Source organism: Streptomyces sp. NPDC054794, assembly GCF_053611585.1.
This window is the reverse complement of sequence record NZ_JBSHAQ010000013.1, coordinates 75,843-100,380: the sequence shown is the minus strand read 5'-3', so window position 1 is coordinate 100,380 and position 24,538 is coordinate 75,843. Positions and strand designations below refer to the sequence as shown.

22 protein-coding genes are annotated in these 24,538 nt (G+C 70.3%); 13 read left to right on the top strand and 9 right to left on the bottom strand.

Going from position 1 to position 24,538, the window contains the following annotated elements; genetic code table 11:
- Positions 1-355 precede the first annotated feature (355 nt).
- Entirely contained in the window at positions 356-1,819 is a 1,464-nt protein-coding gene (locus ACWGKT_RS16230; protein WP_453274121.1) for an RICIN domain-containing protein, read from the top strand.
- A 12-nt stretch (positions 1,820-1,831) separates the two neighbouring features.
- Here the strand turns inward: ACWGKT_RS16230 and ACWGKT_RS16225 are convergent, their stop codons facing one another.
- From ACWGKT_RS16225 to ACWGKT_RS16215, 3 genes are all read right to left on the bottom strand, one after another.
- Positions 1,832-3,010: a hypothetical protein gene (locus tag ACWGKT_RS16225; RefSeq protein ID WP_453274120.1), complete on the bottom strand. Its 1,179-nt coding sequence runs from the start codon at positions 3,008-3,010 to the stop codon at positions 1,832-1,834.
- A 645-nt stretch (positions 3,011-3,655) separates the two neighbouring features.
- Positions 3,656-4,339, bottom strand: a complete 684-nt coding sequence (locus ACWGKT_RS16220; RefSeq protein ID WP_453274119.1) for an SDR family oxidoreductase — start codon at positions 4,337-4,339, stop codon at positions 3,656-3,658.
- 65 nt (positions 4,340-4,404) lie between these two features.
- Positions 4,405-5,448: a zinc-dependent alcohol dehydrogenase family protein gene (locus tag ACWGKT_RS16215; protein WP_453274118.1), complete on the bottom strand. Its 1,044-nt coding sequence runs from the start codon at positions 5,446-5,448 to the stop codon at positions 4,405-4,407.
- A 111-nt stretch (positions 5,449-5,559) separates the two neighbouring features.
- Here ACWGKT_RS16215 and ACWGKT_RS16210 point away from each other — a divergent pair, with 111 nt between their 5' ends.
- The gene (locus ACWGKT_RS16210) at positions 5,560-6,516 is read left to right on the top strand and encodes a LysR family transcriptional regulator (RefSeq protein ID WP_453274117.1); all 957 of its coding nucleotides are present in this window, start codon (positions 5,560-5,562) and stop codon (positions 6,514-6,516) included.
- Between the two features lie 65 nt (positions 6,517-6,581).
- On the opposite strand, the gene ACWGKT_RS16205 is transcribed toward ACWGKT_RS16210, so the two are convergent.
- A complete protein-coding gene (locus ACWGKT_RS16205) occupies positions 6,582-7,094 on the bottom strand; it encodes a hypothetical protein (RefSeq protein ID WP_356146687.1) in 513 nt (170 codons plus the stop codon).
- A gap of 315 nt (positions 7,095-7,409) precedes the next feature.
- On the opposite strand from ACWGKT_RS16205, the gene ACWGKT_RS16200 reads away from it, so the two are divergent.
- The 7 genes from ACWGKT_RS16200 to ACWGKT_RS16170 all read left to right on the top strand — a co-directional run bounded on the left by ACWGKT_RS16200 (position 7,410) and on the right by ACWGKT_RS16170 (position 13,091).
- Complete coding sequence (locus ACWGKT_RS16200) at positions 7,410-8,003, top strand: TetR/AcrR family transcriptional regulator (RefSeq protein WP_453274116.1); 594 nt, start codon at positions 7,410-7,412, stop codon at positions 8,001-8,003.
- A 200-nt stretch (positions 8,004-8,203) separates the two neighbouring features.
- Entirely contained in the window at positions 8,204-9,031 is an 828-nt protein-coding gene (locus ACWGKT_RS16195; RefSeq protein WP_453274115.1) for an alpha/beta hydrolase, read from the top strand.
- A gap of 74 nt (positions 9,032-9,105) precedes the next feature.
- Positions 9,106-9,957: an alpha/beta fold hydrolase gene (locus tag ACWGKT_RS16190; protein ID WP_453274114.1), complete on the top strand. Its 852-nt coding sequence runs from the start codon at positions 9,106-9,108 to the stop codon at positions 9,955-9,957.
- 66 nt (positions 9,958-10,023) lie between these two features.
- Positions 10,024-10,599: a TetR/AcrR family transcriptional regulator gene (locus ACWGKT_RS16185; protein ID WP_453274113.1), complete on the top strand. Its 576-nt coding sequence runs from the start codon at positions 10,024-10,026 to the stop codon at positions 10,597-10,599.
- A 190-nt stretch (positions 10,600-10,789) separates the two neighbouring features.
- The gene (locus ACWGKT_RS16180) at positions 10,790-11,410 is read left to right on the top strand and encodes an FMN-dependent NADH-azoreductase (RefSeq protein WP_453274112.1); all 621 of its coding nucleotides are present in this window, start codon (positions 10,790-10,792) and stop codon (positions 11,408-11,410) included.
- Positions 11,411-11,440: 30 nt separating this feature from the next.
- Entirely contained in the window at positions 11,441-12,235 is a 795-nt protein-coding gene (locus tag ACWGKT_RS16175) for an oxidoreductase (RefSeq protein ID WP_453274111.1), read from the top strand.
- A 124-nt stretch (positions 12,236-12,359) separates the two neighbouring features.
- A complete protein-coding gene (locus ACWGKT_RS16170; protein WP_453274110.1) occupies positions 12,360-13,091 on the top strand; it encodes a ferritin-like domain-containing protein in 732 nt (243 codons plus the stop codon).
- Here the strand turns inward: ACWGKT_RS16170 and ACWGKT_RS16165 are convergent.
- Positions 13,078-13,476, bottom strand: coding sequence for a hypothetical protein (locus ACWGKT_RS16165; protein WP_453274109.1), 399 nt, complete (start codon positions 13,474-13,476; stop codon positions 13,078-13,080). The genes ACWGKT_RS16170 and ACWGKT_RS16165 overlap by 14 nt on opposite strands.
- A gap of 135 nt (positions 13,477-13,611) precedes the next feature.
- On the opposite strand from ACWGKT_RS16165, the gene ACWGKT_RS16160 reads away from it, so the two are divergent.
- On the top strand, positions 13,612-15,318 hold the full coding sequence (locus ACWGKT_RS16160) for an ATP-binding cassette domain-containing protein (protein ID WP_453274108.1): 1,707 nt from the start codon (positions 13,612-13,614) through the stop codon (positions 15,316-15,318).
- Positions 15,319-15,356: 38 nt separating this feature from the next.
- Here the strand turns inward: ACWGKT_RS16160 and ACWGKT_RS16155 are convergent, their stop codons facing one another.
- Positions 15,357-16,823, bottom strand: a complete 1,467-nt coding sequence (locus ACWGKT_RS16155; RefSeq protein WP_453274107.1) for an aminotransferase class V-fold PLP-dependent enzyme — start codon at positions 16,821-16,823, stop codon at positions 15,357-15,359.
- Between the two features lie 199 nt (positions 16,824-17,022).
- Here ACWGKT_RS16155 and ACWGKT_RS16150 point away from each other — a divergent pair, with 199 nt between their 5' ends.
- The 3 genes from ACWGKT_RS16150 to ACWGKT_RS16140 all read left to right on the top strand — a co-directional run bounded on the left by ACWGKT_RS16150 (position 17,023) and on the right by ACWGKT_RS16140 (position 19,907).
- On the top strand, positions 17,023-18,063 hold the full coding sequence (locus ACWGKT_RS16150) for an AraC family transcriptional regulator (protein WP_453274106.1): 1,041 nt from the start codon (positions 17,023-17,025) through the stop codon (positions 18,061-18,063).
- Between the two features lie 392 nt (positions 18,064-18,455).
- Complete coding sequence (locus tag ACWGKT_RS16145) at positions 18,456-19,283, top strand: class I SAM-dependent methyltransferase (protein WP_453274105.1); 828 nt, start codon at positions 18,456-18,458, stop codon at positions 19,281-19,283.
- Between the two features lie 198 nt (positions 19,284-19,481).
- Positions 19,482-19,907 carry an OsmC family peroxiredoxin gene (locus tag ACWGKT_RS16140; protein WP_356146715.1) on the top strand — a complete coding sequence of 142 codons (426 nt, stop codon included), beginning with the start codon at positions 19,482-19,484 and terminating at the stop codon, positions 19,905-19,907.
- A gap of 290 nt (positions 19,908-20,197) precedes the next feature.
- Here the strand turns inward: ACWGKT_RS16140 and ACWGKT_RS16135 are convergent, their stop codons facing one another.
- The 3 genes from ACWGKT_RS16135 to ACWGKT_RS16125 all read right to left on the bottom strand — a co-directional run bounded on the left by ACWGKT_RS16135 (position 20,198) and on the right by ACWGKT_RS16125 (position 24,412).
- Positions 20,198-21,166, bottom strand: coding sequence for an alpha/beta fold hydrolase (locus ACWGKT_RS16135; RefSeq protein ID WP_453274104.1), 969 nt, complete (start codon positions 21,164-21,166; stop codon positions 20,198-20,200).
- Between the two features lie 180 nt (positions 21,167-21,346).
- A complete protein-coding gene (locus tag ACWGKT_RS16130; RefSeq protein ID WP_453274103.1) occupies positions 21,347-22,711 on the bottom strand; it encodes a carotenoid oxygenase family protein in 1,365 nt (454 codons plus the stop codon).
- A 207-nt stretch (positions 22,712-22,918) separates the two neighbouring features.
- Positions 22,919-24,412, bottom strand: a complete 1,494-nt coding sequence (locus ACWGKT_RS16125; protein ID WP_453274102.1) for an MFS transporter — start codon at positions 24,410-24,412, stop codon at positions 22,919-22,921.
- Positions 24,413-24,538 lie beyond the last annotated feature (126 nt).

Here is a 24,538-nt window from a genome sequence, read left to right as displayed (position 1 = left end):
TCCTGACGCTCGTGGATCGGTCCCGGTCCGGACAAGACTGCCTCCTGCTGTCGTGGTTGTGCCGTGGTCGGCCCTGTCATGTGGCTCGTGGTTCGACACGATTGTGGGCGTATCACCGGTACGGAAAGGCGATGCGTGTCTGTACGTCATGGATCCGTAAGGCGGGTGGTACGTGGACATGGGTGCACATAGACAGAGGAACGGCGCATCCGGGTCGGCGGATTGGGCCGTGGTCCACGCACCGGGACTCCTGGCCGTCCGCACACCGACGCGGTCGCCGACCGTACCCGTTCGGGCAGGGAAGCCTGCCCCAGGGGCCCTGACCGGCGGGAGGGTGTCGTCGTAGCTTCGTCGCGTGAGCCTTTGGACTTCTCTGGAACCTGCCTCCGCGACCGTGGATCCGGGTGGCAGTACCACCGTTCGGCTGCGGTTGCGCAACACCGCTGATGTGGTCGACGAGTACCGCATCGAGCCGGTCGGCGACATCGCACCGTGGACCACCGTGGAACCGGCCATGCTCCGGCTGTATCCGGGGACGACGGGGACGGTGGAGCTGACGTTCGCGCCGCCGCGTACGCCCGACGCGACGGCCGGCCCGAACCCGTACGCCGTGCGCATCACGCCGACCGAGCATCCCGAGGCGGTCACCGTTCCCGAGGGCAACCTCACCATCACGCCGTTCAGCGAGGTACGCGCGGAGTTGGTGCCGCCCACCGTCAAGGGCCGCTTCCGCGCACGTCCCAGGCTCGCCATCGACAACATCGGCAACACCACGCTCACGGCGTCCCTCAGTGGCGGTGACAACGGCGACGAGCTGTCGTACGACATCCTTCCGAGCAACGTGCAGATCAAGCCGGGCCGCGCCGCGTTCGTGAACACCACGCTCAAGCCACGCAAGATCATCTGGTTCGGCTCGAAGCAACAGCGACCGTACAAGCTGGCCGTGCAACGGTCGGGGGTGGCGCCGCTGGAGGTCGACGGCACGTACATCCAGCGCGGATTCCTGCCCGGCCGGCTCGCGACCGCACTCGGCGTTCTCCTGGCTCTCAGCATCGCGTTCGTGATGCTCTGGATCGCGTACAAACCCCAAGTCCGCAGCTCCGCCGCGGAGCAGCTCAAGGAAGCCGCCGCGAGCACGCTCCCGCAGCCCAGTTCGAGCGAGCGTGCCGCGCCCAGCGCGGCCACGGCACCCAGCGAGGCCGCGGTGCCCTCCTCGGCCCCGGACCCGGCTGCCGAACCGAAGGCATCAGAGGCTCCCAAGGGTTCGGGCGGCGGAGGGGGCGCGAAGCCCCCGACGGCCAAGAAGAAGCCCCAGCAGCGGTCGGTGAGCAACGTCCTGCTGAGACTCAGGGCCGTCAGGAAGTGCGTCGACACCCCGGGCCGCGACCCGGGTCAGCGGGGCGGTCCGGCCAACGCGTCCACCTGCAATCCGAGCACCGAGGACAACGAACGCTGGAACCTGGAGGTGGTGTACCCGACCATGGGTCCGGGTGGCTCCGCCCTGTTCCAGATCCGTCAGGTCAGGGGCAGACAGTGCATCGACCTGCCGGGGTTGGGCGCCAAACCCGCCGGCACCGCACTGTCCACGTACGGCTGCAACGGCACCACCGGCGACAACCAGCTGTGGTGGCTCGACGCCCAGGACAGGGACACCTACTGGATCCGCAACTACTCCAGCAACAGCGCGTGTCTCGACATGGCCGGAAGCGGGGGCGGCGATCCCGCCCGGCTCGTGATTCACGAATGCGCGGACGGCGAGGCCCAGAGGTGGCAGATCGTCAACCCCACGGAACCGGACTGGCAGATCGTCCACCCCTGAGACAACTCTCGCTCAGCGCGCGGCTCCTGAGTTCGGGGAGATCTGGAGTCGTGAGACGTCGACGGCCTCGAAGTCCGAACCGCGGAGGTTCTTCAGCGCGTTCAGCTGCTCGTTGTTCCACCGGGTGTCCTGCGTACCGCTGATGTACCAGGCCGAGCCGTTGTCGGCGACGATCGCGCCGTACGTCTTGAGGGCCTGGGCCACCGCGCGGGCCTGCGGCGGCAGGCCGGAGATGTTCGTGCTCGCCTTGAGGCGCAGCCGGAGCCCCATGGGCGGCAGGGACCTGTTGGAGCTGTCCGACGCGTCGTGACGGGCCGGCCACAGGTGCGCGCTCTGGCTGCGCGGCACGGTGATGCGCAGGGCGTGGGTGATCGTGCCGGTACTGGCCTCGTCGTAACGGGCCAGGCCGGGAAGGATCGGCAGGCCGGCGGCGTCCGCCGACGTCCAGCCCTGCGGACGGAGCTTGTCGGACCACAGGTTGAAGATGGCTCCGGACTGGGCGGTCCAGTGACGGTTGCTGCGACGGTGGGCGTCGTAGAGCTCGTACACCTTGCAGGCCGACTTGTCCCACGCGATGACGTGACGGTCGCCGCCACCCCGCGGGCCGCCCTCGATCCTGGCGTTCGGCGGGATCGGGTACGGGCCCCTGTCGCTCTCGTCGGCATAGTGGAAGGAGACCGACACCGGGGCCTGGCCCGACTTCAGCTCGGTGATCGGGATGCCGAAGGGCTTGCCGTCCCATTCACCGGAGCCGAAGTCCGGGTGGACGTGGCTGCTCGCGCCGATGCTCATCACGTACGCGCTGGACTTCGGGTGCACCGGAAGGGAGTTCACCTTCCTGCGCCAGATGCTGTCGGCGGACGCGACCGCGCAACTGCCGTTGCTCACCTGCGGCGTGGCGGCGCTCTTCGGCTTGGTGGCGGCGGACCTGGTCGCTCGCGGCTCGGCCGTGGACGGGCCGGTGCTCGGCTTCGCCGAGGGCTTGGCCGTCGAGGGTACGAGGGTGGGCGTGGACTCCGCGCCGACGGCGACCGAGCGCTGCTTGCCGCCGGGAGCCTCGCTGCCGAACGCGCTGAACGCGTACGCCCCGCCGGCAGTTGCCACCACCACGGGGAGCGCGACCAACAGGACCTGTGTCCGGGACGGGGCGCGCCTCGGGCGTCGGTGGGCCGAGGGGTGCTGATTGCTCACAAGTGCCTTCCTCTGGTTCCGTCTCGTGCGGAACGCCCGGCAATCCGAGCTGCTGTGCGAGGACGCGAACGGTCGATTCGGGACTCCGTGGCGCTCCGCGTGGGGCACGCGTGGCGAGGGGCGCCTGAGTGGCGGGCCGTCGGTCAAGACCGTAGTGCACAACGGAGCGGCATGCCGAACAAATGTGTGACCCCGGCCCGGAGTTCGGGGTGGGGTAGGCCTTCATGTCGGCGGCAGAGGAGAAGGGCCGTGAAGGGACGATCCGCGCGGACGGCCGGCACGTGGTCGATCCTGCGGTCGGACAGGGCGGCCCGCAGGGCGCGTTGGTGCCGTAGGCGGCGTCGGTCACGTAGCCCCTTGGCGTCCGCGGCGTCGACTTCGGCGGGAACGGGGGCATTCTGCGTGCGCGGGTGCGGGCGCGGCAGGCGTTCGGAGCCCAGCCCGACGCCCCGCAGGCCCGCACCGTCGAGGATGTCCGCTACGAGGTGAGCCCGGCGCGCCCGCTGCGGGTGGACGGGAACTCGGCCGGTTCCTGGGCAGGCTCGCCTTGGCCATCCGCGCCCTCGCCCGCCGGCTTGGATCGGGGTCGTAAGCCGACCGGCCCGGAGGGGGTGTCGCCCAGGCCGCCATCGTCGAGCGGACCCATCAGGCGTCGGCCACCTCGCCTGTGCGGGCGCTTGCCGCGCGTGCCACGGCTTCGACGACAGGGTCCGGTCCCGCGGCGAGTTCCAGGACGAGTCCCGCGCCGGCGGGCGTGTCCAGGAGGGCGAGCAGCACCTGGGCGACGTCGTCCCGGGTGATCTCCCCGACGCTCCGCTCCGCGGTGAGGCGCACCAGGCCGGCGCCGGGCTCGTTGGTGAGGGCCGCCGGGCGCAGGACGGTCCAGTCGAGGTCCTGTGCCATGAGGTGCTCGTCGGCGGCGGTCTTGGCGTGCACGTAGGCCGCCCAGACCTCGTCGGCGTGGGCGGGAGGTGGGCTGCCCGCGCCCCGGGTGGAGACCATCACGTACCGCCGGATCCCGGCGCGCACGGCGGCCTCGGTCACCAGGACGGCGGCTCGATGGTCGACGGTGTGCTTGCGGGCCGCGCCGCTGCCGGGCCCGGCGCCGGCCGCGAAGATCACGGCGTCCGCCCCGGACAAGGCCGCGACGACTTCGTCGTGTGCTGCCGCCTCCAGGTCGCAGACGATCGGTTGTATGCCGTCGGCCAGCAGGTCGTCGCTGTGGGCCGGGTTGCGGATGAGGCCGGCGGCGCTGTCGCCCCGGGCGGTGAGCAGTCGGCCCAGACGTCGAGCGATCTGGCCGTGGCCGCCGGCGATGACGATCCTCACAGACTTCTCCTTGGGGCTGTTCGATCCTGGCTGTACGGTCCTGGCTGTTCGGGCCTCGGGGCTGTTCAGAAGATGATGCGAACCTTCAGCGCCGATCGGTCGTCCATCGCGCGGTAGCCGTCCGGCACGCCGTCCAGGTCGACGGTGCGGTCGAAGACCGGTCCCGGGTCGATGACGCCCGCGAGCACGCCGGCGAGCAGCTCGGGGATGTAGGCGCGGGCCGGGGCGACGCCACCCGCGAGCGTGATGTTGCGATCGAACATCTGGCTGATCTCCACGCCGGCGCTGCCGCCGTGCGGGACGCCGACATAGCCGACCGCGCCGCCGTCGCGGGCGATGGAGATCGCGGTACGCATCGATTCCTCGGTGCCGACGGCTTCCAGGACGGCGTGTGCGCCCTGGCCGCCGGTCAGTTCCCTGACCGCCTCGATCGCCGCCTGGCCGCGTTCGGCGACGACGTCGGTGGCGCCGAACGAGCGGGCGATGGCCGTGCGGGCTTCGTGGCGGCCGAGCGCGATGATCCGGTCCGCGCCAAGACGGTGGGCGGCGAGCACGCCGCACAGGCCGACCGCGCCGTCGCCCACCACGGCGACGGTGGCCCCGGGCCGGACCCCGGCGGAGACGGCGGCGTGGTGTCCGGTGCTCATCACGTCGGAGAGCGCCAGCAGGCCCGGAAGCAGCTTGGTGTCGGTGGCCGCGTCCTTCGGCAGCTGGACCAGAGTCCCGTCGGCGTACGGCACGCGGACGGCCTCGCCCTGGCCGCCGTCGGAGCCGACCTCACCCCAGAACCCGCCGTGCGGACACGAGGTCTGCAGGCCCTCCCGGCAGTAGTCGCACGTGCCGTCGGACCAGACGAAGGGCGCGACCACGAAATCGCCGGGCGCGAAGCCGCTGACCGCGGAGCCGGTCTCCTCGACGATCCCGAGGAACTCATGACCGATGCGCTGCCCGGGCACGCGCGAGGCAACGCCGCGGTAGGCCCAGAGATCACTGCCGCAGATACAGGCGTTGATCACGCGCACCACCGCGTCGGTGGGGTGCTGTATTCGGGGATCGGGGACTTCCTCGATCCGGATGTCGTTCGGGCCGTGGATCACGGTGGCGCGCACGAAAGAGCTCCTGACACTGCTGGACGCGGGCGGTGGGGGCTGCTCAGCCTCCCTGCCGCGGGCCCCTCCCGTCCAGCTACATCACCTACAGCCATCTTTTAAGATGAGCTAATGCTCGATGTTCGACGCCTCGTCCTCCTGCGCGATCTGGCCTCCCATGGCACGGTGACCGCCGTGGCCGAACTGCACGGCGTCACGCCCTCCGCCGTCTCGCAGCAGCTGCGGCTCCTGGAAGAGGAGACCCGCACCCCCCTGCTGGAACGCACAGGCCGTTCCATCCACCTCACCGCCGCCGCGCACCGCCTGGCCGAGGACACCGAGCGCGTCCTCGCCGCTCTCGAACGGGCACAGAGTCGCCTGCGCAGCGGTGCCGAAGAGCCCGCCGGACCCCTGCACCTCGCCTGCTTCCCCAGCGCCCTCGCCCCGCTGGCCGCTCCCCTCAGCAACGCACTGGAACTCGCTCACCCAGGTCTGCGGCTGCACATCACCGAAGCCGAACCCGAACCCGCCGCGCGTCTGCTGCTCCAGCGCCGTGCCGACCTCGCGCTGATCTACCGCTACACGAATCTGGCCACGCCCCCGCCCCCGGGCGTCGAGACCCGCGTCCTGCACGTCGACCCGCTGGTCGCCGTACTGCCACGCGACCACGCAGCGGCTCGCGCGGACGGATCTCCCGTCGAGCTACGAGAGCTCGCGCGGGCGCCGTGGATCACGGCCCCCGCGCACACCTCGTGCGGGGCAGCCGTCCTTCAGGCCTGCCGGGCGGCGGGATTCACGCCGCAGATATGGCACACCTGCTCCGACTTCACCGCCATGATCGCCCTGGCCGCAAGTGGCGGCCACCCTGTCCTCCTCCCCCGCATGGCCGCAGCCCACGTACCGCCCACGCTCACGACGCGTCCGGTCGCCGACGACACGCTCGCCCGCACGATCGAGATCGCCACCCGGCCCAGCGCGACGCGGGAACCCCCGATCGCCGCCTGTCTCAGAGCGCTGCGGACCCTGACCGCAAGCATCCGAGACGACGGCATCGCGGGCGGCGCGGCCGGCAGCAGTGCCGATGGATGACCGTCTGCCGACACTCACCCTCGATCACCGAGCTCAGCCTCGGCTCCGCCGACACCGTAGAGGCGTCATCGCAGCCCCGCGCTGTCGGCGCTCAGCAACTCCTCAAGCTGGGGCCGGTGCAGGTCGGCGACGCCTTTCAGCAGGTCGGGGTGGCGGAGCAAGGCGGCGGCTTCGGTGTCCCGGTCGCCGGGATCGATGAGCCGCCGCGGACTGCCGACTTCGGCGTGGTGCTCGGTGGCGGTGAGGGCCTGGTGGGCGCGGGCGGCAAGGGAGGGGTCGGCCAGGAAGCAGGCCGCCCAGCTGACCACGGTTTCGTCGACCCAGGTCCGCCAGTCGGCGTCCTCTGGGTACGGGGCGCTGCCGACGAGCCAGTCCAGCCGGTGGGACCCGCTCGGTGCGAGCAGATGAAGCAGCTCCACATCAAGGGGGGTGGGGTAGCGCAGGACGGCGGCGAGGGTCGCGGCCTGCCGGGCCTGGGCCTCGGCCAGCCCCTGGCTGAGCGCACCCGTGGGCGCGGGGTAGGCGGCCAGGAGCCAGCGAGTGGAGGCGGCTATGACAGGTGTCAGCGTGTGGCGCACGGCGATCAGTCCCTCGGGAGCGTGCTCGCCTGTGTCCGGCTGATCGGTTCCGCGAGCTGTTGCGCGGAGCCGCGTTGCCCCGCTCGTGACGTACCAGCGTAGGCAGCTCATCCGGAAAGCGGAATGACTCACGTCACGGCGTGCGGGTGCCGAGGTCGCCCGCGGCCCGCGCCATGGTCGTCGTGGGGCCGGGGTACCCGGTGGTTGTACCTCGATGCCGCGCCGGCGGCCTGAGAGGGAGGAGTGTTCGTGACCTTCACACGGCGTCGGACTGACGTTCTTCGAGGTGGACGGACCGTTCTGTATGCTCAGGGCATGTCTGCGACACCCTCCGCCCCGAATGAGCCCGCGCGGCCGTCCGAGGCACGTGACCGTCTGCTGGCCACGGCGGAGCGGTTGTTCTACGGCGAGGGCATCCGCGCCGTGGGCGTCGACAAGGTGATCGCCGAGGCGCAGGTGACCCGCGCGACCTTCTACCGGCATTTCCCCGGCAAGGAGGACCTGGTCACCGCCTACCTCACCGGCAGGGACAACGCCATCAGGGCAGGCGTCGCGGCCGGCGTCCGGCAGGCCGCCGGTTCCCACGGTCTGCTCACGCTGCTCGTGGAGGGCATCGGCCAGGAGGTGTGCAGCCCGGGGTTCCGCGGCTGCCCCTTCATCAACGCCGCCGCGGAATACCCCGACCCGGACAGCCCCGTTCACCAGGCCGTCCTCACCCATCGGGCATGGTTCCGCCAGACCCTCGTCGACGCGTTCGACGCCGAAGGCCATCCCGACCCCGAACAGGCCGCGGACATCGCGGTCGCCCTGCGTGACGGCGCCATGGTGGCCGGCTACCTCGGCGACCCCGAGGCCGCTCGCAGCACACTGGCCCGCGGCACCGAGGCACTGCTGGCCGCAGCCCGCTGACCTGGGCGCGGGGCGCCATCTCACCGATCGTCGTCGGGATTCGGCGCGCCCCCTCCGTTCGCATGCCCGTGGGCGCCGCACCCGCACCGGCGTGTGACATCCGTCCGCACCTACGGAACGTTCCTTCTCTCTGTTGACAGGGCAACCAAGGCGCCTCTAGCGTCGGGGTAGACAGAACGTTCTATCTCGATTGAGGAACCGTGACCCCTTCAACGAGGCCGCAGACCGGCACCGGCACCATCGTTCTCATCCATGGCCTGTGGATGACTCCGCGCAGCTGGGAGCAGTGGATCGACCGTTACACCGCGTCCGGCCACCGGGTGTTCGCACCCGCCTGGCCCGGAGTGGACGGCGACGTCGAACAGCTCCAGCGGGACCCGAGCCCGATCGCGGGCGTCGGGCTGGGCGAGATCGTCGACCACTACGAGCGGTTCATCCGCGGCCTGGACGAGCCCCCGATCCTCATGGGCCATTCCTTCGGCGGCGCGATCGTGCAGATGCTGCTGGACCGCGGCCTGGGCTCAGCGGGCGTGGCCATCGACTCGGCACCGGTCAAGGGCGTACTGCCGCTGCCGCTGTCCACGCTCCGATCGGCGTGGCCGGTGCTGGGCAATCCGGCCAACAGGAACAAGGCGGTGGGGTTGACCCCGCGTCAGTTCCACTACGCCTTCACCAACACCCTGGACAGCACCGCGTCGCAGGCGGTCTACGACCGCCACCACGTCCCGGGTTCGGCACGCGTCCTCTTCCAGGGCGCCTTCGCCAACTTCAACCCCCGTGCGATCACCCGCGTCGACTTTCGCAACAACGACCGCGCGCCCCTGCTGTTCGTCGCCGGCGGAGCCGACCGCATCGTCCCGCCGAAGGTGAACAAGGCGAATGTCCGCCTGTACCGCAGGTCCACGGCCGTCACCGCCTACCAGGAGTTTCCCGGCCGCTCCCACTACATCGTGGGCCAGGACGGCTGGGAGGAGGTCGCCGACTACGCACTCGCCTGGGCCGTCGACCACCGCCGACCCGGTCCCTGACCACCCACCCCCCGCCCCTCCCCCATTCCCCCCTCCCTGCGCCCCGCGCAAACCCGATCCTCCTGGAGTCACCCATGCCCCGCACCCGCTTGCTGACCTCCCTCGCCCTCACCGCTGCCGGCCTCGGACTGAGCGCGGCGCTCATCCCGACCGCATCCGCCGACACCCCCGAACGTCCCCACGCACCCAAGCCGACCGTGGTGCTGGTGCACGGCGCCTGGGCCGATACCTCCGGTTGGAGCAATGTGGTCAAGCGCCTGCAGAAGGACGGCTATCCGGTCGTGGCCCCGCCGAACCCGCTCCGCAGCCTGTCCACCGACTCCGCCTACCTCGCCGCGTATCTCAAGACGATCAGTGGCCCCATCGTGCTGGTCGGCCACTCCTATGGCGGCGCGGTCATCACCAACGCGGCGACGGACAACCCCAACGTCAAGGCGCTGGTCTATATAGCCGCGTTCGCGCCCGACCGTGACGAGACCGTCGCCGCTCTCAGCGCCAAGTTCCCCGGCAGCCACCTCACGGACGACCTCACGGCGCCGATCCCCACCGCCCTGAACGCCGTTCCCTTCCCCCAGGCCGACGGAACGTCGGGCGTCGACTTCTATCTCAAGCCGGACAAGTTCCGCGACGTTTTCCTCAGCGGCCGGGGCACGTCGGCGGACGCCGCCGCGCTCGCCGCCACGCAGCGACCGATCGCCGCCCAGGCCTTCGGCGAACCCACGGGCGCTCCGGCGTGGCGGACGATCCCGTCCTGGTATCTCGTCGCCAAGAACGACCACGCCATCGCACCCGCCGCCGAACGCTTCATGGCGCACCGCGCACACGCGCACACGGTCGAGACCGACGCACCCCACGACGCCCAGCTCACCGACCCCCGTGCCGTCAGCCACCTGATCGAGAGGGCCGCGCAAAGCACCGGCCGATGACCCGGGAAGCACAAGCAACCCGTACGCATATTTGAGTATTCAATCCACAACGATTACGTTGTCGGCGTGGCCCGCAAACGAGAGTTCGACATCGACCAGGCTGTCGACCGCGCGATGGACGTGTTCTGGCGGCGCGGCTACGCCGCGACCTCGCTGCAGGATCTGACCTCGGCGCTCGGCATCGGCAGCGGCAGCCTGTACGCCGCGTTCGGCTCCAAGGAGAAGCTGTACGGGCTCGCGCTGGCCCGGTACACGTCGCGCAACGCCGCCCAGCTGGTGGCGCAGCTGGAGAGCGCCAAAGAGGTACGGCCCGCCCTGCGGGCCGTACTGATGGCCATGGCCGAGGCCGACCTGTGCGACCCGGACCGGGGCTGCATGACGGTCAACGCCGCCACCGAGCGCGCCGACGACCCGGACACGGCCGAACACGTCTCCGCCACCTTGAAACTGGTCGAGTCGACCATTGCCGGAGCGCTTGAACGGGCCCAGGTCCGCGGCGAACTCACGGCGGACAAGAACCCGACCGAGTTGGCACGTCTTCTGACCACCTTCATCCAGGGGCTGCGCGTCATGGGCAAGGCCCGAGCCGGCCGAGAGTTCGTCGAGTCGGCCGTCGACGCCGCGATGCGCACCCTGGACTAGGGGTCACCGCCCCCGGGCGGCACCGTGAACCACTGACCCGCGCCAAGCACTGACACCCCTCGTCAGGCGCTCATCCGCATACTTGATAGTTCAATCCAGAACTAGTATCGTGCTGGATGTGAAGGTGCCACCGCTCGGTGCGCCTCAATATTGGATTGATCAATCCATAAACCTGAGAACGGAACCCCCCATGGCTCACTTGCTGCACATCGACTCCAGTGCCCGCAGCACCGGCTTCGGCTCCGTCAGCCGTCGCCTCTCCGCCCAGTACGCCGAGGCGTGGCGGGCCCAGAACCCCGACGGCACCGTCACCTACCGTGATGTGACGGCGGACGTACCGAACCTGGTCAGCGAGCACTGGGTGCGCGGCGTCTTCGGCCCGGCCGAGATCCACGACGCCCGTTCCCACGCGGCGGTGAGCGCCGCCGGGGAGCTGATCGCCGAGGTCGAGGCGGCCGATGTCCTGGCCCTGGGCGTCCCGGTCTACAACTTCAGCGTACCGGCGTCGTTCAAGGCATGGATCGACCAGATCTGCATGGCGGGCCGCACCTTCAGCTACACGGCACAGGGCCCGCAGGGGCTGCTGATCGGCAAGAAGGCGGTCGTCCTGCGCTCCTCCGGCAGCGACTTCAGTGACCCGCGCTTCGCGCCGCTGGACTTCCACGAGCCGTACATCCGCGGCGTTCTCGGCTTCCTCGGTATCACCGACGTCGAATTCATCTCGGTCAACGGGATGTCCGAGGAGCAGCTCGCTCCCCACTTCGAGAAGGCCACCGCCACCATCGCGAACGCCGTAGGCGCAGTCGCCTGAATCGTCTACTTCCGCAGAAAGGACAAATCCATGGACATGCAGCTGCAGAACAAGGTCGCCGTGGTCACCGGAGCGAGTCGCGGCATCGGACTTGCCGCGGTCCGCGCCCTGGCCGAGGAAGGCGTCAAAGTGGTCGCCGGCTCACGCAAGGGCAGTGCCGGGCTGGACAGGCTGGTCGCACAGTACGACGTGCTCGCGGTCACCGGCGACCTCTCCGAAGCGCAGAGCGTGGAGGACCTGGTGGCCGCCGCCCACGAGCGCTTCGGCGGCGTCGACATCCTCGTCAACAACGTCGGCGTCCTCACTCCGCGGCTCGGCGGCGTCCTCTCGGTCACCGACGAGGACTGGACGGCGACGCTGAACGCCAACCTCTTCAGTGCGATTCGCGCGGTACGCGCCGCACTGCCGTCGCTGATCGAGCGCAAGGGCGCGATCGTCACGGTCAGCTCGGTGAACGCCTTCCTGCCCGACCCGGGCATCATCGACTACACCGTCTCCAAGGCGGCACTCACCAACTTCTCCAAGGCCTTGTCCAAGGAGGTCGGCCCCCAGGGCGTCCGGGTCAACACCATCAGTCCCGGACCGGTCGAAACCGACATGTGGCTCGCCGAGGGCGGCATGGCCGCCACCGTGGGCGACGCGATGGGCGTCGACAAGGAGACGGCGCGCGAGCAGATCGTCGGCAGCCTCGGCGGCTTCGCCACGGGCCGCTTCACCCGCCCCGACGAGGTCGCAGACCTCATCGTGATGCTGGCCGGCGGGCGCACGTCCAACATCACCGGTGCCGACTTCGTCATCGACGGTGGCCTCATCAAGACCTTGTGATGCCCACTTCCGCGCCGCCGGTTCGCAGTCGTTCTTGGAGCAGTCGAAAGCGGAACTGTTTGGGGTCCGCCGGCGTCGTCCCTTTTCCGGGCACGGTGGCTGTGCCACGGAGAGGGGAGACCGGGTGCATACGGACGGATTCGCCAAGTGGACAAGGCGGTTCGAGGAGGAGCGCGAGCGCAGACGCGTCCAGGGTGACCCCGACTGGAGGCAAGGTGCGACGCTGCATCCGGCGGTGTGGGGCGGCATTCAGCGCTTTCAGGTCGGCGAGGACGGTGACGGCGCCAACCTCGTCGGCAAGGCGGACGAGGCCGGCGACGGCGATTACGCGCAGGCGGTCCGGCTCTTCGTCGCCGAGGAACAGAACCACGCCCGTCTACTCGCTCGGCTGCTGGCCGCAGGTGGCATGCCGACGCTGACCGGCCACTGGAGCGACACCGTCTTCGTTCGGCTGCGGCGTCTCATGGGCCTGCGCATGGAGCTGCTGGTGCTGATGATCGCGGAAGTGGTGGCACTGCGCTATTACCGGGCCTTGCGGGATGGCACCGACGACCCGCTCACCTCGGATGTGGCCGGGCGAATCCTGTCCGACGAGCAGCGCCACGTCCCGTTCCACTGCGAGCGACTGCACACCTCGTTGGCGGAGTTGCCGCGCGCAACGCGCCGTCCGGTCATGGCTCTGTGGCGGCTCCTTCTGCTCGCGGTGTCCCTGGTCGTTGCCGTCGATCACGGATCGGCTCTGCGACAACTCGCCGTCGGACGCCTGCGCTTCGTGGCCGACGTCGTCGGCTCGTCCCGCGCGGTCGTCTCCGCGGTGCTGGCTCCCCGCCCCGACGCATGGACTAGCGCGGGCTGACAACAGACTTCCTGTCCGGCGGGCCTGATGGTCTCACGGCGTCGAACAGTGGCCAGCCGTCCACTTCCACCGAACCCGTTGCGGGAAACAGCTCACGGACCAGGGCCTCGTCGAGCAACGCCCGCACGCTGCCGCGTTCGTGGAGATTCAGATACTCCCGGTCCGGCAGACGCACCGCCGCGCCCTCGTCGAAGTAGCCGTCGGCGATGGCGCGGTCGGATGCCGGCTTGAACACCAGACGCAGACGGGCCCGGGTTCCGGCACGCCACAGCGTCACCGTGCTGCTGCACCCGGGGTAGCCCCGTACTCGATCGTGCCGGTGCCCGAAACACCAGCCGTACACCGTGCCGCCCACGACCATCCGACGGACCCTGCGCCTGCTCATGGCCGCACTCTAGAGCCATCGAGGCGAGGCCTGCCGCAGTCGCAGCGGCCGGCCCTTGCCCTCGCCTCGATCACGACGGTGTTCAAATGCCTCTTCGGGGCGACGCCGAGAAGAGTCCCCTGGCATGCTGCACCCATGTCGACCTCGCCGATACGCCCGGGTGCCGCCGCGGAGTTGTCTCCCCAGCCGGTCAACGGCCTGTGCCTGCAGGCACGTCGGATGAGTCGGGACGTTCGCGGGGCCGGTCGGGTACTGAACGGCATCACGCTCGACATCGCTCCCGGGCAGCTCACCGTGATCGCCGGAAGCAGCGGCGCGGGGAAGACAGTGCTGTTGGAGATTCTGGCGGGGTTGAGCGCGCCGACCGAGGGCGAGGTACTGCACGACGGGGAGCAACCCGGGTCGCCGGGGCGGGAGTTCGGGTTCGTTCCGCAGGAAGACATCATCCACCGCGAGCTGGCCCTGCACCGAACGCTGGTGTACGCGGCGGGCCTGCGCATGCCTCCGGGGACGCGACCACAGACCGTCACAGCGACGGTTGACCGGGTTCTGGACACCCTCGGCCTCTCCGAGCGGGCGGGGACGCCCGTGCGCGCGCTCAGCGGAGGGGAACGCAAACGGGCCGGCATCGCGGTCGAGTTGCTGACCCGGCCGAGGGTGCTCTTCCTCGACGAGCCGACATCCGGGCTCGATCCGGTCACGGGGGCGGAGCTGCTGCGGACCCTGCGCGCGCTGGCCGAGGACGGCACCACCGTCGTGCTGACCACCCACGTCCTCGCCGATCTGCTCAGCTGCGACCAGGTCGTGTTCCTCTCGCCCGGCGGCGAGGTCGCGTACGCGGGTGAACCGGCCGCTCTGTGCGCGGCCTTCGGGGTGGGCACCGTCGAAGAGGTGTATCAGGCGGTTGCCAAGGGCACGCGAGTCGAGCGTGCCACACCCCCCGACGACATCCATCTACCCGGCGAGCCACGGTCCCGGAAAGTCGAGCGCGTCGGCGCCCTGCGCCAGTGGGCGCTCCTGACGCGTCGCGGCACGGCCCTGCTGCTGCACAGTCGGCTGTCGGTCGCCGTCCTGGCCGGGTCGCCGGTGATGATCGTGGCGATGTTCGCCCTGCTGTTCCGCGCCGGCGCGTTCGATCCCGGGACACCGGTTCCGGGGTCCACGGCGATGATCATGTTCTGGATCGCGTTCGGCGCGTTCTTCTTCGGCCTGACGTACGGACTGCTGCAAATCTGCACCGAGCTGCCCGTACTGCGTCGCGAATGGCTCGCAGGCCTGCGGATCGGCCCGTACGTCCTCTCGAAGCTCACGACCATGCTGCCCGTTCTCGCGGCCGCCGACGCGCTGTTGTTGACAGTCCTGCGCGCCGGGGACCGACTGCCCGCCGCGGGCTGGGGCACGTACGGGTCGCTGTTCGCGTCGTGCGTGCTGGCCTCGGCCGCCGCTCTCGCGCTGGGGCTGCTCGCGTCGGCGGCGGTGTCGGAGCCGGGGCAGGCGACGCTCATGCTTCCGCTGCTCTGCTTTCCCCAGGTGCTGTTCTCGGGAGCATTCGTGCCGGTGCCCCGGATGACCGGCGCCGGACAGGCGATCAGCTGGGCGATGACCAATCGCTGGGCGTTCGAGGCACTGGGCAGCGGGGTGGGCCTGGAGTCACTGTGGCGTGCGGGCGGCTCGCCGCTGGGTCCGCCCCTGCTGGATTCGTACGGTGACTCGTTCGGCCATCCGGCGAGCCGAGGGTGGTTGATCCTGGCGGCCTTCGCGCTGGCGTTCTTGGCCTGGACATGGCTGATTCTCGTACGAAAGTGTCGGCAAGGGGCGACGAGGAGCCGCGCCGGGCGATGAACCCTGGTCCATGGAGCGCTCGTTGAGCATGGGTCGGCTCAACAACCTTCCCGCGGGGCCAGCCCTGCCACCCCCGGCACTTGGTCCCGGTAGGTCTGCGTCACGAACGCCAAGAATGTCTCGATGTCCTTGGGCAGGGACGACACTCCGAAGGAAATACGAACGGCCCCCGCCGAGGGCAGCCGAAGCAGCTCCAAGTAGTCCTCCAGCGAGGTCAATTGCGTGCGGGCCGCTGAGCGGAGCCGGGTCAGCGGCAGGGCGAAGGCCGCTTCACCGGCGCCCGGATTGCAGAAGCATCCCGTGCGCAGGGATATGCCGCGCGCGGCACTGTCGCGCGTGACGACGCGTTCGTCGACTATCCGGCCGTCCGCCCCGAGCAGGTTCAGCGCGACCGTGCCGCCGCGGGCCGCGTCGGCGCGGTCGGGACCGTACACCCGGACCATTGGAGCGCCGTCGCTGTGCCGCAACGTCCGCAACCCCGTGAGGAGTTGGTCGGTCAGCGCGCTGACGTGGGCGTGCACGCGGTCCATCCCGATGTGCTCGATCCAGGCCAGTCCGGCGGTGACGTCCGGTATGGACAGGAAGTTGACCGTACCGTCCTCGAAGGCGGCCTCGCCCTCGGCGAGGACGTGCCACTGAGCCTGGGCACTCACCGCGTAGATCGTGCCGCCGGAGAACCAGGGGCGGCGCAGCCTGGCGAGGGCCGACCGGCGAGCGATCAGGCTGCCGATGCCGGTCGGATGTCCGAAGACCTTGTACCAGCTGACCACGGTGAAGTCGGGGTGGTACCGACTCAGGTCCAGGGTATTGGTCGGTACGAAGGCTGCCGCGTCGAGCAGCACGTCGTAACCCTGCTCCTGCGCGGCCGCGATCCAGTCGAGCGAGTGCTGGACGCCGGTGAAGTTGCTCTGTGCCGGAAAGGCCAGCAGTCCGCGCGTGCGGCCGGCGTCGCCCCTTCGCAGACGATCGATTCGCCGACTCCGTGGGGACAGCGCCGCCCGCAGTCGCGTCTCGTCCAACTGCAGGCCTGGCGCGCTCACCGGCACATAGGCGGTTGCGGCTCCCCGTGCCCGCGCGTACTCCCGCAATCCGTTGACCGAGTTGTGGTTGTCGAGCGACATGACGAGCCGGTCGCCTCGCGCGAAGGGATATGCCTCACCGACCAGTCGCAGCGCGCCCGTTGCGTTCGGGGTGAAAATCACGGCGTATTCCGCGGGATCGGCGTTGAAATACCGCAGAACCGCCTCGCGCGCTTCGGCGAGCAGAAATCCGGAGGCGCACGAGGCCGGGCTCTCCGAGTGCGGGTTGCCGAACAGCCCGCCGGTGATGCGCTCCGCGCTCCCCGCGACGAGGGACCGCGGGGGAAGTCCGGCGCCCGTGTGGTCGAGGTAGGTGTGTCCGGCCTCGTCGAGGAAGCCGAATTCGCGCGCCCGCAGCTCTGTGAAACCTTCGCGACCACCCCGTTCCCCGCCGCATATGCTTCCGGTGGTGTCTGCCGTTTCCATGACAGCCCCCTCGCATAGAACTTTGACAACGGTATCCGCGTACGGCGGATCGACCGCGGCGGCACGACGGCGAGCGGCGCCCACATCGGCTCGGCACACCTCAACTCACGCACGAGGAGAGCCGTTCCGACCGTGACTCGGCGCGCTTGACGCCTCCACGCCTCGCAGGTCGTGATCAGCCCTGTGATTGACTATCGCCGTGTTGCCCGAAATTGTCTTCACTACCCAGGACCTGCCGGCGAGCGACCGTTTCGAGGCTTGGACGGAGCAACTGGGGCGTACCCACGCGCCGATGCAGCTGAGCAGCGAGCGCACCGCGGACTACCGGGGTCATCAGCGCCTGATCGGGCTCGGCGACGTCACGGTGTGGCCCGCGACCTTCGACCACCTGGTTTTCCGCCGGACGCCCAGGCTCGTGCGCCAGTCCGACCCTGAGGTGTTCCACCTGTCCCTGCTGCGGCACGGCGACGGCGCGGCGAGCTGGGGCAGGGAGCAGGTGGCGTACCGGATCGACGACTTCCATGTGAATTCCTCGTCCCGGGCCTACGAGATATCCACCGGGCCCGACCCGGTCACCATCGTCGGGGTGGAGATCCCTCGGGCCGCCCTGGATCTCCCGGCCGACCGGGCGAGCCGGGTGGTCGGCAGCCGGATATCCGGCCGGGAGGGCATGGGCGCGCTGCTCGCGGGGCTGCTCGTGCAGCTGACCTCCGACACCTCCGCCTACCGTGCGGCCGACGCGGAGCGGCTGGGTACGGTCGTCACCGATCTCGTCAGCGCCGTCTTCGCCCACGCCCTCGACGCCGAGTCGGGATTGCCGCCCGAGACGCACGCCCGCACCATGACCCTGCGCATCAAGTCCTTCGTCCGGCGGCATCTGGGCGACCCGGAGCTGACCCCCGCGAAGATCGCCGAGGCCCACCACATCTCGCGCAGCTACCTCTACCGCCTGTTCCAGGACGAGGGCCTGACGGTGGCCTCGTACATCCGCGACCAGCGGCTGGCGCACGCGCGGCGGGACCTCACCGACCCCGGCCTGAGGGCGCTCCCCATTCACGCGGTGGCCGCCCGCTGGGGCTACTCCCGCCCCGGCGACTTCACCCGGGCCTTCCGCACCGCGCACGGCATGGCGCCCAGTGAGCTGCGGGACCAGGCGCTGAACCGAACGGCCGTGGACGGTGCGCACATGGACGTGGACGCTGTGCGAACGACAGCCCTCGACGCACTCACGCATCATTGATCCGGGTCGCTCACCCGGCCCGAGTGCCCGACAGCGTGTCAGGATCACGGGGGTGTCCTGACACGCCCAGTGCACGACGGCGCCCCGGTCCGGCGGCGTCGGTCCGCCCCTGGACCGACGCCGCCGACTGCCGTACCACTGACCCGCGCGCCGAGACCGTCGATGTGACTCAGCGTCCGAGTTGGCACCGCTCCCCCACTCGGCTGCTTCGTGTGCCGTGCCCTTGGGCCGATTGACTCAGGCACGGCGCGCCTCGGTCGTGCGGGCGGCCGCCGATGGAGGATCGATCGGGCGGCGACCTCGGAACGGGCCGCCAGGCACCGCCCTACCGCGTGAAGAGGTCCGGCCATGAACCTGTTCGACGAGATTTCCGGCGTCATGCCGGCGGCGACGTGACCGCGGCTCCGCGCGGGGACGCGTCGAGTGAGGGCCGCTACGGCGAGGCCGTCTTCCGTCCCGAACAGGTGGGCGAGGGCGAGCGCATCGACTTCGGCGCCCTCGCCTACGACGACGTCACCATGGCGCGGCTGCGGGCACTCGGCGTCGGCCCGGGGTGGCGCTGCCTCGACGTGGGGGCCGGCACAGGCACGGTCTCCCGCCGGTTGTTGGACGAGGCCAGGGTGACGAGCGTGCTCGCCGTGGACCGCGACGTACGTTTCCTCACCGAGCGGCCCGCGCCCGGGCTCGACGTGCTGGAGGCGGACATCACTGCCCCGGACTTCGTGCACGGCCGGTACCGGCTCGTCCACGCGCGCTTCGTGCTGATGCACCTGCCCGAGCGCGACCGCCTGATCACCGCGTTGGCCGAACTCGTCGAGCCGGGCGGTGTGCTGATGCTCAGCGACGCGGTCGACCTGACGAGCGACCGGACGCCCAGCACGCCGTACACCGCGGTGATGCGGGCGATGTGGCAGGGGCTGCGGGCCACCATCGGCACCGATGTCTCCTGGGTGCCGTCGTACCCGCATCTGCTGCGCAGGGCGGGTCTCTCGCGCGTCGCCGCCGAGATCCATGTGCCGCCCCTGCTGCCGCGCAGTCCCATCAGCCGTTTCTGGGCGGACACCTGGGAGCGGAGCCGAGCGGCGATGCTCGCCACCGGCCAGGTCGACGACGCGGACGTCGACGGGGCGGTCCGGTACCTGGGCTCCGACGAATGCGCCGCGCTGTCGGCGGGCATGCTCACCGCCTGGGGATGGAAACCCGAGCAGACCCCGCGTTGACCCGCGAGCCTGCGTCGAGGCATCCAGCAGCCGGCCGACTGTGTTGCGTCCGCCGTCCCGGGGCGCGGGGCCGCTCGGCCGACGTCACCGAAACGCTTCCGCCGCCCACCGAGAATTTGGGGGTGTTCGGCTGCTCAACGGCTGGTCAGGGCCTTGATCGCCCTAGGCTCAAGCCGTACCCCTTCAGAAAGGACCGTCATGGCCACAACCCGTCGCGCCCACACCGTGTGGGACGGCAATCTGCTCCAGGGATCCGGCCAGGTCGCGTTGGACTCCTCCGGCCTCGCAACCTTCGCCGTCTCCTGGCCCGCCAGGGCGGAGGAGCCGAACCGGACGACCAGCCCGGAGGAACTGATCGCCGCGGCTCACTCGAGCTGCTTCTGCATGGCCCTGTCCCACGGGCTCTCCGAGGCCGGCACACCGCCGGTCCGCCTGACCGCCCTGGCCGAGGTCACCTTCCAGCCCGGTGAGGGAATCACTGAGATCCACCTGGCCGTGCAGGGCGAGGTCCCCGGCCTGGACAGGGACGCGTTCATCAAGGCGGCCGAGCACGCCAAGACGAACTGCCCCGTCAGCAGCGCCCTCGCGGGCACGGTGATCACCTTGAACGCATCGCTCGCCTGACCACGCGTCAGCTCAACGAGTGGGCCCAGCAGGCCGGTTGAGGCTGACACCGTCAGGAGCCGTTCGTCACGGGCCGCTCACCGGCCGGCGCTGTCCCCTCGTTCCTGGTCCGCGCTTCCCCACCGACCCTTCTCCCGGTGGGGAAGCGCATCCAGCGTCACCGCCTGTTTCGTCCCCCTCGTCGTGACCCCGGGTGTGTCAGTCACTCGTGTCCCCGCGATTCCGGCTCCTCACCATGGCGCCGCCCCATGACCCGGCTCGGCTTACGGACCACTCCCCCGGACGCTGGATCAGCGTCGTCGCCCGTAAGCCGAGCCGACCCATCTACGGAGACCCTTGCTCAACCTCGCCGTCCGTACGGGCGTGCGGTCTGCCTGGGCGACGAGGGCGTCGTACTCGGCTGCGGCGTCCTTGCCGTGCAGGGCGCAATCGGTCGACGTGGCGCACCAGGCGGTGAAGCGGTTGAACGCCGTCTCGGCGGTGGCGGCCTCCTGGAGGAGCCGTGAGCGGGCCGAGCCGGTGTCGTCCAGCGCGGTGTCGAGGACCATCGTGCGCAGCCTGCCGCGGTAGAGCTTGGCGTAGGTGCGCCCGACGAGGGTGCTGTAGTGGATGCCGTACCAGTTCAGCTGCCGCTCCCCCAGCCCGATCCGGACCGCCTCGAAGTCCCGCGCGGTGCTGGTCAGGTCGACGTGGGCGGCGAGCGGGCCGTTGCGGCGCAGACAGTCCTTTGCGAAGGCCCGGTTGTGGGCCACGAGTCCGTCGAGGCCGGCCTTGTTCCGTGGGAAGTGGCTGACTCCGGCGGGCTTGAGCGGCTTCTCGCAGCGGATCGGCGTGCTGTGGCCGACGCCGCGCGGGTCGACCGCGACGAGGTCGAAATTGTGCGTCATGGCGCCGGCGTAGGTGGACAGGTGGACCTTCGTGATGGCCAGTCGCAGCTGTTCGATCGAGGATCCGCCCGCTCCGTCGTTCAGGAGCAGCGTGCCTTGACGGTGGGCCGGGTCATCCGCGGGGCGGCGGACCAGGGCGAGGCTGAGGCTGCCGGCGCGGGGGCGGGACCAGTTCACCGGCACCCGGATCGATCCGCACTGCATGTCCTTGAAGTCGGGGTCGGCGCAGGCGTGCCAGTCGATGCCGCCGACGGGGGTTCGGTGGTTTCCCTCCGCCGACTCCGCGAGTGCGGGTACGGCCACGGTGGTCGCCACCGCGGAAAGGGCGGCGGCGATCCCGGCTGCGTACCTCCGGTTCAGGCTTCTTCTCATGTCGTTATTCCTTGGTTCTCACGTGCTCCGGCCTCAGGGGATTCGAGGCCCTGTTCCAGGTGTGCTGCGCGCGGAGGGGGCCGGTGGGAACGGCGGTGCTTGCGGAGCGGTGGCGGGGCCGGCCCGCGAACGTCTCGCGGGCCGGCGGCCGACTTGTGGTGCGGCTGTTCTGGCGGGAGGTCAGGCCTGGGCGTCGTCCAGGTCGGAGTCCGGGACCCAGGAACCGTGGATTCCGGCGGTCACCCGTCGGGGCAGATGGACGGTGGCGACCCGGTCGAGGCCGGAGGCGTCGAGGACCAGCAGTTGCGAGGCGTCCTGCTTGAGGTCGGAGACGACGGTGAGCAGGTAGCCGTCGTCCTCGCCGGTGGCACCGGCGGCGGGGACGAACACGGCCTCGCTGGGCAGCCTGGCGTCGCCCACCTGGTGAATGCGGCGGGCTCCGGTGGTGCGGTCGTACTTGACGATGCCGTAGCTGCCGAAACCCTTCGAGTCCGGGAAGGAGATGGCGTACTGGTAGCGGTTCTCGCGGCCCAGGTACTCCTCGTTGAGGGTCGGGAACTCCACCGCGAGGTCGTCGATGATCTGCTCGTCGACACTGCCGGCGGCCAGGTCGATGACCCAACGGCGCGTGTAGGAGCGGGCGTTGGGCTCGGCGCCGCGGCCGGGGGCGCCGACCCACCAGTTCCAGGAGAGCCGGAAGCCTTCGCGGTCCACGGTGGGGCCTTCCAGGACGATGCGCCCCCGGCCGTCCTCGTAGGCGTTGGAGACGTGCAGCATGTTGCCCGGTTCGATGGAGAACCAGCGGATGTTCTGGGTGCCGTCCTTTCCACGGGGCATGACACCGATGCGGGCGGGCTGCTCGTCGCTCCAGCCGTAGGGGATGCCGGAGTGCTCGGTGGGGTCGAAGGTGACGTTGCCCTCGATGAAGACCACGTGGTGACGGGTGATGGCGAAGTCGTGCTTGAGGGAGGCGCTCGCGCCCGGGATCTCGGCGCTGTGGACGATGTCGCCCTTGGCGTCGGCGACGTAGTACATCAGGTACGGCGGGAAGGGCGACGACCCGAAGAGGTGGAGCTCGCCCGTGACCGGGTCCTCCTTGGGGTGCGCGGTCATCGCGCTGCGCAGCTTGCCGCCGAAGTCGTACGCGCCGACCGTCTCCAGCTCACGGGTGAGCTCGAAGGGGAAGTTCGCCTCGCACAGCGCGAGCAACCGTCCGCCGTGCTCGATGATGTGGGTGCCGGCGACGCTCGCCGCCAGGTCCGGGCCCTTCTCGGTCAGGTACGGCGCGCCGTCCAGGGCGGGGCTCTTCACCCAGCGGTTGCGGTACCACTCCGCGCGCCCCTCACGAAGCCGGATGCCGTGGACCATGCCGCTGCCCTTGAACCAGTGGGTGGGGGTCACGCCGGGCTTGGGGTTGTGGCTGTTGCGGAGCAGACGGCCGGTCAGCTCGGTTGGCAGGTGGCCCTCGACGGTGAGTTCGGTGGCGGTGATCTCGTCCGCGACCGGGGCGTAGTGGCCGATCAGGTAAGGCTTCTCAGCGGTCATTTCGGGAACCTCTTCTCAATGGATGTGATGGATGTGATGGGTGTGATGCGCGCGGTCAGACGGACTGCTCGGCGGGGGACTTGACGTGGTGGAGCCGGCTGTCCAGGGAGGCGTGGAGGGCCTTGGCGAGGTGGTCGGCCGCGGCGTCGACCGGAGCGCCTCTCCAGGACTCCTCGGTGCGGACGACGACGTCGTCGCCAGGGGGTCTCAGGAGATGCCGGCGGTTCGCGGCTCGGAGGCCGGGCCGGTGGGGCCGGTGGCGAGGGCGGTCGCGGTCCGCGGCCGACCGGCACGACGGGTGAGGAGCAACGCGAGGAGTGCGGCGACGGCCAGGATGGCGGCCGAGACCATGAAGGCGGCTCGGTATCCGGCGGTGAGGGCTTCCAGGTGAGGCCGTCTGGGAGACGCGTGGGTGGTGACGGAGCCGGCCAGGGTGGCCAGGGCGGCGAGGCCGATCGCACCGCCGACCTGGCGGGTGGTGTTCACCAGACCGCCGGCCAGGCCCGCGTTCTGTCCCGGGACTCCGTCCACGGACAATGCGGTGAGTTGAACGAAGGCGACGCTCAAACCAAGGCCGATCAGGATGCTCGGGCCGAGGACGTGGCCGAGGTAGCTTCCGTCGGCGCTGATCCGGGACAGCCACAACAGGCCGAGGGCCGTGGTGAACAGGGCCGAGGTCACGGCGACGCCGGCACCGATGCGCCGGGAGATGCGGGGTGCCGCGGCGGCGCCGAGCATATTGGCCGCGGCCAGCGGGAGTTGCCCCGCTCCGGTGGCCAAGGGGGACATCTTGAGGACTTGTTGCTGGTACAGGGGCAAGAAGAAGAACAGGGCGATCCAGACGGACCCCAGCAGCGCCATCAACAGGTTGCCTGCCGCGATCTGGCCGGTGGTGAACAGTCTCGGTGGGATCAGCGCGTTCGGTCGGCGGCGCTCGATCACGACGAAGGCCGCGAGCAGCGCTGCGGCGCCGAGGAGGGCGCCCACCACCCGGGTGTCCGTCCAGCCGGGGCCCCGTGCGGTGGTCAGGCCCCAGACCAGGCAGGTCAGGGAAAGGGTCACGGTGACGGTGCCCAGCAGGTCGAACTCCCCGGCCTCGCGGCCGGTCGCCCGTGGCACGAAGGCCGCCACGGCGACCAGGACAAGCACCGTCCCGAACGCGACGGCGTGGAAGATCCAGGGCCATCCCCATGCCTGGGTGAGCACACCGCCCAGCAGGACGCCGCCCGCTCCTCCCGCGCCGGAGACCGCTCCCCACACCCCCAGCGCTTTGCCGCGCCCCGGGCCGGAGGGGAACAGGCCCATCGTCACGGCGAGCGCGGCCGGGGCGATGGCGGCGGCACCGAGGCCCTGAGCGGCCCGGGCCGCGATGAGTACCGTCGAGGAGCCGGCCAGTCCCGCTGCCAGCGAGGCCACCGCGAAGAGCGTGAGGCCGGCCATCAGCACCCGGCGGCGGCCGAGCAGGTCGGCCGCCCGCCCGCCGGCCAACAGCAGCGCCCCGAACGTCAGTCCGTAGGCGTTGACCACCCAGGTGGTTCCGCCGTCGGACAGGCCCACCCCGGCACGGATCTGCGGAAGCGCCACGTTCACGATCGAGGTGGCCAGCATGACCGTGAACTGGGCCGCGGCGAGCGCCGCGAGCGCGGCCGGGTGCCGAGGAGCGGGCGGCGCCAGATCCAGCTGTGTGCGTTGGAGGTTCATGGCGCACAGCTTCGTGCGGGGCGCTGTCCACTCTCCAGGCTCATCAGGCGCGGACACTGTCCAGTCCTGTCCGCGCCTGTCCACCTCTCCTGCCGAGTGGTGCGTCCGCCAGGGCCTGTCGTCACA

Bases quoted from the DNA above. Each gene is read 5' to 3' on its own strand.
- ACWGKT_RS16210 (WP_453274117.1), top strand. From the start codon at position 5,560: ATGCTCGATGTTCGACGCCTCGTCCTCCTGCGCGATCTGGCCTCCCAT.
- ACWGKT_RS16200 (WP_453274116.1), top strand. From the start codon at position 7,410: ATGTCTGCGACACCCTCCGCCCCGAATGAGCCCGCGCGGCCGTCCGAG.
- ACWGKT_RS16190 (WP_453274114.1), top strand. From the start codon at position 9,106: ATGCCCCGCACCCGCTTGCTGACCTCCCTCGCCCTCACCGCTGCCGGC.
- ACWGKT_RS16180 (WP_453274112.1), top strand. From the start codon at position 10,790: ATGGCTCACTTGCTGCACATCGACTCCAGTGCCCGCAGCACCGGCTTC.
- ACWGKT_RS16175 (WP_453274111.1), top strand. From the start codon at position 11,441: ATGGACATGCAGCTGCAGAACAAGGTCGCCGTGGTCACCGGAGCGAGT.
- ACWGKT_RS16165 (WP_453274109.1), bottom strand. From the start codon at position 13,476: ATGAGCAGGCGCAGGGTCCGTCGGATGGTCGTGGGCGGCACGGTGTAC.
- ACWGKT_RS16160 (WP_453274108.1), top strand. From the start codon at position 13,612: ATGTCGACCTCGCCGATACGCCCGGGTGCCGCCGCGGAGTTGTCTCCC.
- ACWGKT_RS16155 (WP_453274107.1), bottom strand. From the start codon at position 16,823: ATGGAAACGGCAGACACCACCGGAAGCATATGCGGCGGGGAACGGGGT.
- ACWGKT_RS16140 (WP_356146715.1), top strand. From the start codon at position 19,482: ATGGCCACAACCCGTCGCGCCCACACCGTGTGGGACGGCAATCTGCTC.
- ACWGKT_RS16135 (WP_453274104.1), bottom strand. From the start codon at position 21,166: ATGAGAAGAAGCCTGAACCGGAGGTACGCAGCCGGGATCGCCGCCGCC.
- ACWGKT_RS16130 (WP_453274103.1), bottom strand. From the start codon at position 22,711: ATGACCGCTGAGAAGCCTTACCTGATCGGCCACTACGCCCCGGTCGCG.
- ACWGKT_RS16125 (WP_453274102.1), bottom strand. From the start codon at position 24,412: ATGAACCTCCAACGCACACAGCTGGATCTGGCGCCGCCCGCTCCTCGG.